At 47.5% G+C, this 11,999-nt stretch carries 12 protein-coding genes and 3 tRNA genes; 12 read left to right on the top strand and 3 right to left on the bottom strand.

All coding sequences use genetic code 11. The features are described 5' to 3' along the window. Positions 1 to 63 precede the first annotated feature (63 nt). The 3 genes from KRX19_00325 (at position 64) to lipB (ending at position 1,725) form a co-directional block, all read left to right on the top strand. Entirely contained in the window at positions 64 to 681 is a 618-nt protein-coding gene (locus tag KRX19_00325; protein ID MBV7433462.1) for a septal ring lytic transglycosylase RlpA family protein, read from the top strand. A gap of 127 nt (positions 682 to 808) precedes the next feature. Continuing rightward, the gene (locus tag KRX19_00320; GenBank protein ID MBV7433461.1) at positions 809 to 1,105 is read left to right on the top strand and encodes a DUF493 domain-containing protein; all 297 of its coding nucleotides are present in this window, start codon (positions 809 to 811) and stop codon (positions 1,103 to 1,105) included. A gap of 2 nt (positions 1,106 to 1,107) precedes the next feature. Then, positions 1,108 to 1,725, top strand: coding sequence for a lipoyl(octanoyl) transferase LipB (lipB, locus tag KRX19_00315; protein MBV7433460.1), 618 nt, complete (start codon positions 1,108 to 1,110; stop codon positions 1,723 to 1,725). Between the two features lie 234 nt (positions 1,726 to 1,959). Here the strand turns inward: lipB and KRX19_00310 are convergent. Together KRX19_00310 and ttcA are read right to left on the bottom strand one after the other, a co-directional pair. Next, a tRNA-Arg gene (locus tag KRX19_00310) sits at positions 1,960 to 2,036 on the bottom strand. Between the two features lie 131 nt (positions 2,037 to 2,167). Beyond that, positions 2,168 to 3,031: a tRNA 2-thiocytidine(32) synthetase TtcA gene (gene ttcA / locus KRX19_00305; protein ID MBV7433459.1), complete on the bottom strand. Its 864-nt coding sequence runs from the start codon at positions 3,029 to 3,031 to the stop codon at positions 2,168 to 2,170. A gap of 141 nt (positions 3,032 to 3,172) precedes the next feature. On the opposite strand from ttcA, the gene KRX19_00300 reads away from it, so the two are divergent. The 6 genes from KRX19_00300 to KRX19_00275 all read left to right on the top strand — a co-directional run bounded on the left by KRX19_00300 (position 3,173) and on the right by KRX19_00275 (position 7,883). Then, positions 3,173 to 3,248, top strand: a tRNA-Thr gene (locus KRX19_00300). 7 nt (positions 3,249 to 3,255) lie between these two features. Beyond that, positions 3,256 to 3,342 (top strand) — tRNA-Leu (locus tag KRX19_00295). A gap of 147 nt (positions 3,343 to 3,489) precedes the next feature. Continuing rightward, a complete protein-coding gene (locus KRX19_00290) occupies positions 3,490 to 3,951 on the top strand; it encodes a peptidylprolyl isomerase (protein ID MBV7433458.1) in 462 nt (153 codons plus the stop codon). Positions 3,952 to 4,172: 221 nt separating this feature from the next. Continuing rightward, a complete protein-coding gene (gene nrdA, locus KRX19_00285; protein MBV7433457.1) occupies positions 4,173 to 6,449 on the top strand; it encodes a ribonucleoside-diphosphate reductase subunit alpha in 2,277 nt (758 codons plus the stop codon). 11 nt (positions 6,450 to 6,460) lie between these two features. Then, on the top strand, positions 6,461 to 7,612 hold the full coding sequence (gene nrdB, locus KRX19_00280; GenBank protein ID MBV7433456.1) for a ribonucleotide-diphosphate reductase subunit beta: 1,152 nt from the start codon (positions 6,461 to 6,463) through the stop codon (positions 7,610 to 7,612). A gap of 1 nt (position 7,613) precedes the next feature. Further along, entirely contained in the window at positions 7,614 to 7,883 is a 270-nt protein-coding gene (locus KRX19_00275; protein MBV7433455.1) for a 2Fe-2S iron-sulfur cluster binding domain-containing protein, read from the top strand. A gap of 114 nt (positions 7,884 to 7,997) precedes the next feature. Here KRX19_00275 and KRX19_00270 read toward each other — a convergent pair whose 3' ends face one another. After that, positions 7,998 to 8,462 carry an S-ribosylhomocysteine lyase gene (locus KRX19_00270; GenBank protein MBV7433454.1) on the bottom strand — a complete coding sequence of 155 codons (465 nt, stop codon included), beginning with the start codon at positions 8,460 to 8,462 and terminating at the stop codon, positions 7,998 to 8,000. A 77-nt stretch (positions 8,463 to 8,539) separates the two neighbouring features. Between KRX19_00270 and KRX19_00265 the strand changes: the two genes are divergently transcribed. Genes KRX19_00265 through cas3 form a run of 3 tightly spaced genes read left to right on the top strand, consistent with a single transcriptional unit; the run spans position 8,540 to position 11,954 of the window. Continuing rightward, positions 8,540 to 9,226, top strand: a complete 687-nt coding sequence (locus tag KRX19_00265) for a hypothetical protein (GenBank protein MBV7433453.1) — start codon at positions 8,540 to 8,542, stop codon at positions 9,224 to 9,226. Next, positions 9,223 to 9,699 (top strand): hypothetical protein, encoded by a 477-nt coding sequence (locus KRX19_00260; GenBank protein MBV7433452.1) that lies wholly within the window; start codon positions 9,223 to 9,225, stop codon positions 9,697 to 9,699. Before KRX19_00265 ends, KRX19_00260 begins: the two co-directional genes overlap by 4 nt. After that, a complete protein-coding gene (gene cas3, locus KRX19_00255) occupies positions 9,699 to 11,954 on the top strand; it encodes a CRISPR-associated helicase Cas3' (GenBank protein ID MBV7433451.1) in 2,256 nt (751 codons plus the stop codon). The genes KRX19_00260 and cas3 overlap by 1 nt, the downstream gene beginning before the upstream one ends. The last annotated feature ends 45 nt before the right edge of the window (positions 11,955 to 11,999 follow it).

Raw genomic sequence — 11,999 nt, 5'->3', positions numbered from 1 at the left:
ATCGTGCTTGGCGCCCTTATATCATTTAGCAATGTGCAGGCCGAGACAACAGAAAAAGTGGTCATGCCCAGCTTTGATATTGCAGTGAACAGCGATGAAGCTGTAGTGGCATCAACATCTCCTCAAGCCGAGGAAGCTGCCAACGAAACAGGTAGTGATAAAGCATCAGAAGAAAAACAAGCATCTTTATTTAAAGAATACGATAAGTTGGCTATTGCAGCGAAGCCTGTAGAGAAGACGGCTGAAGGGCATAGCAATATCATTAACCGCCTTGATCAATTACAGGCTCGTTCAGCTCGACCAAGCGCGGTAAGCAAAAGTCGCGCTGTTCAACGGGCAGTTAGCTATACAGTCCGTGGCAAACGCTATACGACACTGGCTGATAGTGATGGGTTCGTCCAGACAGGGCGCGCCTCTTGGTATGGTAAACGCTTTCATGGTCGCAAGACGGCAAGCGGTGAACGGTTTGATATGAATGCTTTGACAGCAGCGCACAAAGAACTCCCTCTTGGTACAAAAATCGAAGTTATTAACAACAGCAACGGTAAAAGCGTCGTTGTTACTGTTAATGACCGCGGTCCGTTCCACGGGAATAGAGTGCTTGACCTTTCAAGGGAAGCGGCTAGACAGCTTGGCGTGATTCAAAAAGGTACGGCTAATGTGACCATTCGCGCACTGTAATGTCAGTGTGATCGATTAAGGCGCCATTCGGCGCCTTTTTTATTTTATTGACTTGCAGGTACTCAGTTGGCATTCAAATGGATTCAACTATAATTGCCTGCAATAATCCGCAAAAAGAGTAAGCATCATGAATGACGAGCACAAACAACCCCTACACGATGAGTCCCTGACAACATTAATTGAATTCCCTGCTGAATTTCCGATCAAAGTTATGGGAAAAAACAGTACAGAGTTTCGAGCATTGGTGCTTAAGATCGTCAATGAACAGATTCCTAGTGAGAAATTGCTGCGCGTCGATGAGCAGTTAAGCAGCAATGAAAAATATCTCTCTTTTACCATCGTGGCGATTTTTGAAGATCAAGAAAGCATAGATAAGGTATACCTTGCATTGACAGCTGATCCATTGGTTTTAATGGCGCTATAGTGATGCATTTGCAGTATTTGGGCCTGCGTCCATATCGTGAAGTATGGCAAGCAATGCGTGATTTCACTGAGCAACGTAATGCGCATAGTGAGGATCAGCTGTGGCTGGTTGAGCACCCTCCAGTCTATACGCAAGGATTGGCAGGTAAAGCCGAACATCTGCTAAACCCTGGCAATATTGAAGTAGTTCAAATTGACCGTGGTGGGCAAATTACCTATCACGGCCCGGGGCAAGCAGTTATTTATTTGCTGCTGGATATCAAGCGTGCCAATGTCGGTATTCGTAAATTGGTCACCATGATTGAGCAAAGTGTGATTGATCTACTCAGTGATTACGGTGTTGAAGCTGAAGCACGCGCCGATGCACCCGGCGTCTATGTCGGTGGAGAAAAGATTGCTTCACTGGGTTTGAAAGTACGCAAGGGCTGTACTTATCACGGTGTCGCACTCAACGTTGATATGGATCTCAGCCCGTTTCTCGGGATTAACCCCTGCGGCTTGGTCGGTATGCATATGACGCAACTTAAAGATCAAGGTATTGAGCTGAGTACAGCAGAAGCATTAAAAGCCTTGGCAGAGCATCTTGAGCGGCGCTGGGCTGAATTGATCAATACTGGGTAGTCCCTCTATAGGGTTGCGACGCTTTTTCCTGAAAAGAGATGCCGAGTAGGTACTTTAATCAATAATAAAACTTTATAAAGGTTGTTGCCGACTATAGGTTGGGGATTTATTGCTGAGCTGAAAGCAGCGAAATGCTTTACTGGAAAACCTTTGCTGATTGTTGTTCACGATCATTATTGTGCTCAGATAATAAAAAAGCCCTGCTGATATCAGCAGGGCTTTAGGTATTCAGAATGGCGCGCCCGGAAGGATTCGAACCTCCGACCGCCTGGTTCGTAGCCAGGTACTCTATCCAGCTGAGCTACGGGCGCGTCGTTGTGAGGTGCGCATTATGCTGATTTAAGCGGAAAGCGTCAAGCAAATATTCAAACAATTTTACAACCACTTGATTTATATTGAAAAGTTATTTTGCTTTTGTGTGTTTCTCTCCGTTTTTATAAATTCATGGATGGAAAATCAGCGGGTGTTCATTGGTTGGTGGCGGTGCAGATGGTTTACTTGGGATGAGCCAGCTATCTGTATCACCTTCAGTACGGCTACCGAGAGTGGCGAAGTCAAACAATTCACGGTCAAGTAAATGAGAAGGTTTGACCCGCGTCATGGCTGCAAAAATACTATCCAGACGCTGTGGGTGCTCTTTTTCCCATGCAAGCAGCATTTCCTTCACCGCTTGGCGCTGTAAACCTTCCTGAGAGCCACACAGGTTGCACGGGATGATAGGGAAGTCTTTCCACTCACTGTATTTGATAATATCGCGTTCATCGCAATAGGCCAGCGGGCGAATCACAATATGCTCGCCATCGTCGCTCTGTAGCTTTGGTGGCATGGCTTTGAGTTGACCGCCGTGGAACATATTGAGGAAAAATGTTTCCATGATGTCGAAGCGGTGATGTCCGAGCGCTATCTTGGTCATGCCGTGCTCTTTGGCGTAGGTATATAGATGACCACGGCGCAGACGTGAGCACAGCGAGCACATCGTATTGCCTGGGGCTATTTTGTCGCTGACGATAGAGTAGGTGTCACTCTCAATGATGTGGTAATCCACACCGAGGGACTCGAGGTATTCGGGTAATATATGCTCGGGAAAGCCGGGTTGCTTTTGATCGAGGTTGACAGCTGTGAGTGAAAAATTGACTGGTGCACTGCGTTGCAGGGACATCAGCATGTCGAGCATGGTGTAGGAGTCTTTGCCTCCCGACAGGCAGACCATGATGCGGTCGCCATCTTCGATCATTTGATAATCTTCGATTGCCTGGCCGGTATGCTTGCGCAGGCGCTTTTGTAATTTACGCAATGTAACGCTCATTTTGCTATTGCCTCGGGTTATATAACGATGATGAATGCGCGACATATTAACAAGTTGGCTAGTTATGAGTAAAAAAACTTGATTAAGTGCTTGACAGCAGCATCTAAATGCATAGAATAGCCGCCTTGTCGCAAGACATACGCCGGAGTAGCTCAGCTGGTAGAGCAACTGACTTGTAATCAGTAGGTCGCGGGTTCGACTCCTGTCTCCGGCTCCAAATTTTAGCCCAGATGGCGGAATTGGTAGACGCGCTAGCTTCAGGTGCTAGTGACCTTACGGTCGTGGAGGTTCGAGTCCTCTTCTGGGCACCATTCCAAAAACCCTTTGTAACAACGTTACAAAGGGTTTTTTATTGCCTAAAGAAAATGTAGCTTAGCGTGGTGATTTATTTGGTCGATGAGTCAGGCTGTGTTAGGGTGCATTAGCGAAACACTCAAACCACGATAAATGAGGAATTTATGAAGATTGAAAATGGTAAGAAAGTCAGTATCCACTATACCTTGACCAACCCTGAAGGTGAGGTGCTGGATACATCAGAAGGCCGTGAAGCATTGGTATTTACAGCTGGTGCTGGCGAAATCATCCCAGGCTTGGAAGAAGCACTGATGGGTAAAGCCGCTGGTGATCATATTGATGTCACTATTGAGCCAGAGAATGCTTATGGCCCGCGTCACGAAGAAGCGGTTCAGCGCGTTCCTCGTGAGCAGTTGCAAGATATTCCAAATTTGCAAGCTGGTATGCCGTTACAGGCTGAAACAGCACAAGGCCCTGTCACTGTATTTGTTCAGGAAGTTGGTGATGAAGTGGTCGTGATTGATGGTAATCACCCACTTGCTGGCGTAACCCTGAATTTCTCTGTCGATGTTGATAAGGTTGAAGAGGGTGAGCAGGATGGTCCTCAGATCATTATGCCTAACTAATTAATATTTATATTGTTAGTTAAAAGGCCGCGCTTAGGTGCGGCCTTTTTGCGTCTATCGGATACATATATCCTGTGGATATCTGGTGGATAAAAATTTTTTTCGTCGTTGAAACAGGCCACTGCCATGACACAGGAAAAGTAAAGATTGATTCTCATCTTGGCACACTATATAGTGTGCCAAGTCATTTTTGATCCATATATATTGTGTTTGAGGGCGGTATGGTAGATTTTCAGCATTTACAGGTTACTAAGCGCGACGGGCGCAAAGAGAAGATTGATCTCGACAAAATTCATCGCGTCATTGCTTGGGCCGCTGAAGGTCTGGACAATGTTTCCGTATCGCAGGTTGAGCTGCGTTCGCATATCCAGTTTTACGATGGCATCCGTACCGATGATATCCATGAGACGATCATTAAAGCAGCCGCTGACCTGATTTCTGAGCAAACACCCGATTATCAGTATCTCGCAGCACGCTTGGCGATTTTTCACCTGCGCAAGATCGCCTATGGTGAGTTCGAGCCGCCACACTTTTATCAGCATGTCCAAAAGCTCACTGAGCATGGTAAATACGATCAGCATATTTTGCGTGATTACAGCGAAGCTGAATTCAACGAGCTGAATGACTATATTGATCACTGGCGCGACATGAACTTTGCCTATGCTGCGGTGAAGCAGCTTGAGGGCAAATATTTGGTGCAGAACCGCGTGACTGGTGAAGTATACGAAAGCCCACAGTTCCTTTATATGCTGGTTGGGATGTGCTTGTTTGCCAGCTATCCTCAAGAAACTCGCCTTGATTACGTCAAGCGTTTCTACGATGCAGCATCCACGTTCAAACTATCTCTGCCAACGCCAATCATGAGCGGTGTGCGCACGCCATCGCGCCAGTTCAGTTCATGTGTGTTGATTGAGTGTGGCGATAGCCTTGATTCGATTAACGCTACTTCAAGTGCGATTGTGCGCTACGTCTCACAGCGCGCGGGTATTGGCGTTAATGCTGGCCGGATTCGCGCCGAGGGCAGTGAGATTCGCGGCGGTGAAGCGCGCCATACTGGTTGTATCCCGTTTTACAAGCATTTCCAAACTGCGGTCAAGTGTTGTTCGCAGGGTGGGGTACGCGGTGGTGCTGCGACTTTGTTCTATCCAATGTGGCATCTTGAAGTTGAGTCTTTGTTGGTATTGAAAAATAACCGTGGTGTCGAAGCGAACCGCGTCCGCCACATGGATTATGGTGTACAGATTAACCGCTTGCTTTATCAGCGCCTCTTGAAAAAGCAGAATATTACTTTGTTCTCGCCGTCAGACGTTCCAGGCCTTTATGACGCATTTTTTGCGGATCAGGCAGAGTTTGAGCGCTTGTATGAGCAATATGAAGCAGACGACAGTATCCGTAAGCGTAGTGTGCCCGCCGTCGATTTATTCTCACTGATGCTGCAAGAGCGCGCCGGAACAGGGCGTATCTACATTCAGAACGTTGACCACTGCAATACGCATAGCCCGTTTGATCCAGCTGTTGCACCAGTGCGCCAGTCCAACTTATGTATGGAAATTGCACTGCCAACCAAACCGCTTAATGATCTGCACGATGAAGAAGGCGAGATTGCCTTGTGTACGTTGTCAGCGATTAACCTTGGCGCATTTGAAGATTTAAGCGAGATTGAGCCGGTGGCTGACTTGATCGTCCGTGCTTTGGATGCACTACTCGATTATCAGGATTATCCGGTTGAAGCCGCGCACAATGCGACGCGCAAGCGCCGTACGCTTGGCGTTGGCGTCATCAACTACGCGTATTATCTGGCCAAAAATGGTGCTAAATACAGCGATGGCTCGGCATTGGGCTTAACTCATCGCGCGTTTGAAGCCATTCAATATTACTTGCTTAAGGCATCCAATCAGTTGGCAAAAGAGAAGGGTGCTTGTCCGGCATTTAACGAGACGACTTACAGCCAAGGTAAATTGCCAATCGATACCTATAAAAAGGAACTCGATAATGTCTGTAATGAACCTTTACAGCTTGATTGGGAAGCGTTGCGCGAAGAAATTGTCACTCATGGCCTGCGTAATTCAACCTTGAGTGCGCTGATGCCGTCAGAGACATCGAGCCAGATTGCCAACGCGACCAATGGTATCGAGCCACCACGTGGATTTGTATCGGTTAAAGCCTCGAAAGACGGCATTTTGAAGCAGGTCGTGCCGGACTTCGCTAACCTGAAAAATGCCTATGAGCTGTTATGGCAAATGCCGGGCAACGAAGGCTATTTACAGCTGGTTGCCGTGATGCAGAAGTTCGTCGATCAGACCATTTCAGCCAACACCAGTTACGATCCACAGCGCTTCCCGGGCGGTAAAGTACCGATGAACCAGCTGATTAAGGATTTATTGTTGACCTATAAACTGGGCGTTAAGACCCTGTATTACCACAACACGCGTGATGGGGCAGCCGATAGCCAGGACGACATCGCCGACGATTGTGCCGGCGGCGCCTGCAAAATATAAGGAGCCACACGATGACCGAAGCATGTGAATACCGTTACAGCACGTTTTCCAAACAGAAAAATAACCAGTTACTCGAGCCAATGTTTCTTGGTCAACCGGTTAACGTTGCACGTTACGACCAGCAAAAGTACGAAGTATTTGAAAAACTGATTGAAAAGCAGCTGTCGTTTTTTTGGCGACCGGAGGAAATCGACGTCTCACAAGATCGTATCGACTACCAGAACCTGCCCGAGCACGAAAAGCATATTTTCATCAGTAATTTGAAATACCAGACCTTGCTTGATTCAATTCAGGGGCGCAGTCCGAATGTGGCTTTGTTGCCGTTGGTGTCTATACCTGAATTGGAAACATGGATTGAAACGTGGTCATTTTCAGAAACCATCCACTCGCGTTCGTATACACACATCATTCGTAATATCGTCAATGATCCTAGCCTTGTATTTGATGACATTGTCGAGAATGAATACATTCAGAAACGTGCGCAAGACATCGCTAAGTACTACGATGACCTGATTGAGTACACCCAACGCTACTTGCTTGCTGGCTATGGCACGCACACCCTGAATGGAAAAAAATGTGTGGTTAATGAGCGTGAGCTGAAGAAGAAGATTTATCTGTGCTTAATGTGCGTTAACGTACTGGAAGCGATTCGTTTCTACGTGTCCTTTGCCTGCTCATTTGCTTACGCTGAGCGCGAATTGATGGAAGGTAATGCCAAAATCATCAAACTGATTGCGCGTGATGAAGCCCTGCACTTGACCAGTACCCAGCACATGATCAATATCTTGCGCAGTGGTCAAGACGACCCGGAAATGGCGGAAATTGCCAAAGAGTGTGAGCATGATGCGTTTGAGATTTTCCGACTCGCGGCCGAGCAGGAAAAAGACTGGGCTGACTATCTATTCAAGGATGGCTCGATGATCGGGCTTAATCGCGATATTCTTTGCCAGTACGTTGAATACATCACCAACCTACGCATGCAAGCCGTTGGGCTAGAGCCTGCATTCCCAAATTCACGGCAAAACCCAATTCCGTGGATCAATGCATGGCTGTCGTCAGACAACGTGCAAGTTGCGCCACAGGAAGTGGAAATCAGTTCTTACTTGATTGGTCAGATTGACTCGGAAGTCAATATGGACGATTTGGATGATTTCGAGCTGTAATATGAGCCAGATCAAGACCAACAATCATCGCTTTACCCTCCGGCCGGGAGAAACGCTGCTTGATGGCTTGCAGCGTACTGGCCATGCGGTTGAGTACCAATGTCGCGAAGGTTATTGCGGCAGTTGTCGGGTACGCGTGCAGGGCGAATTTACCTATGTACGTACGCCGCTGGCATTTGCCATGCCCGGCGAAGTCATCGCCTGCTGTGCGATTCCAAAAACCGATATTGTTCTGGATATTGATTTTATCGCTGCATTACGTACAGCCTAAATCCGTATACAAAAAAGCCGCTGCGTTTTACCGTAGCGGCTTTTTGTATCTCATTATCTATAGCTGAACGAAACTTCGTACAATACTGTATGCAGTTAAAGGCGTTTGGCTATATCAGGCAAATACTTCTTCCCATTCATCACGCTTATCGAGCAGCGCTTGTGCCAATTCTTGAGCGCCCTTGAGTGAGTGGCTTGCAGCCCATCCGCATTGTACTTCGTTACACGCTGGTACATCAGTCGCCGCCAGCACGTCCTTTAACGTATCTTCGATCATGTCCAGCGCGGTCTGATAATCTGGCTCGTTAATCAGCGATACATAAAATCCAGTCTGGCAGCCCATTGGGGAAATATCGAGTACGTGCTCATTGTGGTTGCGCGACAATTCAGCCATCAAGTGCTCCAAAGAGTGCAGTGCAGGCATATCCATGTGATCTTTATTTGGCTGGCAAATGCGTAAATCGTATTTATAAATTACATCGCCGTTATCACCAGTTTTCTTGTCGGCAAGGCGTAAATAGGGCGCCTTGACCTTGGTGTGGTCGAGATTAAAGCTCTCAACATTCATTTTCTTGCTCATGATAACCTCCTGAAAAGAAACACATGGTAGAGTGATTACCAGTGAAGTTCAATATAACGAATATTTAAGGAGAAAACATGCGTTGCACAAGCCTGTTATTGGCAGCATTACTGCTTGCGCAAAACGGCTGGACGATACCGTATCAGCCGGTCGAATTTATGAATGCTATTGAAGAAAAAGAGCAGGGTGCGGATGTGCATCTGGATAAAATTCACGAGATGGTCAACCATTTGGCGCGTTATGCTGGCGAGTATCCAACCAAACTCGATAATGATGCGGATCACGCCAAAATGGTCGAAAATGTCAAAGCATTTAATGGCCAGCTCGGTTACCTGATTAAAACCATCATTCCCGAAGACAGCCCGGAATATCCTTATTTTGTTCGTGAGCAAGCACGCCTTGGTGTGATTGCACACAACCTCGATATACCAAATGCTGCTGCCGGGGCAGATCGTATTTATCAATGGTTACTCGGTCAATTTAAAGGTAAAGAACTGGCCGATATCCAACAGGAATACGGTATATTCCTTGCCAACAGTGGGCAGACCGAGCGTGCCATTACCCAACTCAAAGCAGCGTATGAAAGCGATAATACAGGCGCGGCCAAAGCGCTTGCCATAGCTTATCTCGGTAATCAGGACACCACAAAAGGGCAAAGAATGCTTGAAGCCTACATTAAAAATTACCCTGATGATCTTGACGCTCAAAAACTACTTGAAGTAGTCAAAGAAGGCAAAATAGAAGTCAAAGAGGTTAAGCCATGAGTAATTCAGAAGCGCAAAAACTGCGTCAACCCTTTACCGAGCAAGAAGCCAATTACGTCGCCGAACTGCGCGACAGCTGCCTTGGTCTGATTTTGAGCTGTGGCGACAACCAGCTCAGCCATGCGCCGTTTGTCTTTCAAGATGGTTGCTATTACATCTTTATCTCGACACTTGCCGCGCGTACCAAAGCATTGCTGGCTGACGGACGCGGACAAATTATGCTGCTTAAAGATGAATCCGCAACCGGCAACATCTATTCGCGCCGCCGCATGACCCAACCCGTTCGTGCCGAAACCATTTCCCGTAATCATACTGATTACCAAGCCTTACTCGACGCGCTGCAAACCCGTCACGGCAAAACCGTCGAACTGCTGCGCGGCCTCGGCGACTTTCATCTTATCCGCTTAATCCCCGAAGGCGGACAACTCATCCTCGGCTTTGGCAAATCATTTGATATACCGGAAAACTGTTGATGGATAGCAAGCAAACCTATTTTGCCCATTCTGGCACGGAAGGTGACGAGTCAGATTGGCAACGGCTAGACGATCACCTGCTTGCAGTGGGGCTTGTAGCGGGTGAGTTTGCCCGTGTGTTCGGAGCCCAAGAGCTGGCTGAAGTTGCCGGTAAATTGCACGATTTGGGTAAATACAGCGCACGCTATCAGCAACGTTTGCGCGGTGGTAGCAGTGTCGATCACGCTACTGCGGGTGCAAAAATAGCGGTTGAAAAGTGGGCAGCAAATCGGCTTGAAGTGGCTTTGGCAAAAATACTGGCTTTTGTGATTGCCGGTCATCATGCTGGATTGGCGAATGCGGTACAAAAGGGCGATAAGCGGCGTACGTTAGAGCAACGTCTGGATTTGCAATTTGGATCTGATCTGGAAGTGCTTGACGATTTGTGGCAAGAAGAAATTGCCTTGCCTGCTACGCTTACCGCACCATCCCTTAAGCCAGGAAAAAAAATAGCCGGATTCAGTATGGCCATGCTGACCCGTATGATTTATTCGTGCTTGGTTGATGCAGACTATCTTGATACGCAGCATTATTACGAAAAACTTGAGGGCAATACGGTTCAATTAAATGAGCCGCCATCACTTGGCGCACTGAATGACGCCTTCCAAAGTTATATGGATGGTTTACGTACACAAAGCACCACATATGGTTCGATTAATACGTTGCGTAACCACATACTCGACCATGCCGTAGCGCAATCGGGGTTAGCGGCAGGATTATTCACCTTGACTGTGCCCACGGGTGGCGGCAAGACATTGACCTCGATGGCTTTTGCTTTACGCCATGCCTTGCAGCAAGAGATGCGGCGCATTATTTATGTGATTCCTTACACCAGCATTATCGAGCAAAATGCGGCTGTTTTTCGCCGTGCTTTTGGTGCTTTGGGTACAGAAGCCGTATTGGAACACCACAGTGCGTTTGACGACCGCAGTATCAAAGATGAGGAAACGCGCGATAAATTACGTCGTGCATCGGAAAACTGGTCAATACCAGTGGTTGTCACGACGGCGGTGCAATTTTTTGAATCGTTATTTGCTGACCGTTCTTCACAGTGTCGAAAATTACACAATATCGCCGGTAGCGTGATTATTCTCGACGAAGCGCAAATGATCCCACTGACCTTATTGCGCCCAATTATGGCGGCTATTGATGAATTGGCGTTGAATTACCGCTGTAGCGTTGTGTTATGTACCGCGACCCAGCCCGCTATTCAGCAAGAGAATGATTTTTATAATGGCTTTGAGCAGGTACGGGAAATTGCGCCTGAACCGGAAAAGCTTTTTACTGAGCTCAAGCGCGTGACGGTGCATCACGTTGGCGAAAAAGACGATACCGCATTGCACGATATCCTTGCACAACACGAGCAAATGCTGCTGATCGTCAATAATCGCCGCCATGCGCGTGCGTTGTATGAAGCAGCGGCTGATCTGGATGGGGTTTATCACCTGACTACGCTGATGTGTGCGGCGCATCGCCAGCAAGTGCTGGCCGAAGTAAGGCAACGTTTGTGTGACGGTTTACCATGTCGCTTGGTCAGTACGTCTTTGATTGAGTGTGGTGTTGATGTAGATTTCCCGTTTGTGATGCGTGCTGAAGCGGGGCTGGATTCTGTGGCACAGGCGGCGGGGCGATGTAACCGTGAAGGAAAGAGATCGGCAGAAGACAGTGAAGTGTGGGTATTTGCCCCTGTGGGCTGGCCGACGCCGCCGAGCATCAAATTCTTGGCAGCGATCATGCGCGAAACCTTGCGTCACCACGATGATGCGTTATCAACAGCAGCGATGACCTACTACTTCCAGCGCATCTATGCGCAAATGGGTAATGAATTGGACAAACATCGCTTGGTTGAACTGCATACCGGTTCGGCAAAAAGTCTGGATTTCCCTTTTCAGGATATTACCAAGCAATTCCGGATGATTGATAGCTATATGTTGCCGCTGATTGTGCCGTTTGACGGCGAAGCAGAAAAAATAATCGAGCGTCTGCATTACGCCGAGCATATTGGTGGATTAATGCGCCGTTTGCAGCCGTATCTGGTACAAATTCCCGAACAAGCATTGCAGACCTTGTGTGAAACGGGGCGGGTAGAATTTGTCCAGCCACAGCGCTTTGCACAGCAGTTTCCAGTATTGATTGGCTTGGCGCTTTACGATGATCGGGCTGGCTTAAGCTGGAAAAATCCTGATTTTATATCTTCGTTTGATTTGGTGCTTTAAAGAATATATCCTTATACTCTTTTACAGAAGATTATCATAGATTCT

It is taken from the genome of Cardiobacteriaceae bacterium TAE3-ERU3 (assembly GCA_019218315.1).
In the GTDB taxonomy this organism is placed as follows: Bacteria; Pseudomonadota; Gammaproteobacteria; order Cardiobacteriales; family Cardiobacteriaceae; genus JAHUUI01.
Note: the sequence above shows the minus strand (reverse complement) of the source record. Positions and strands in the feature narration are given on the sequence as shown.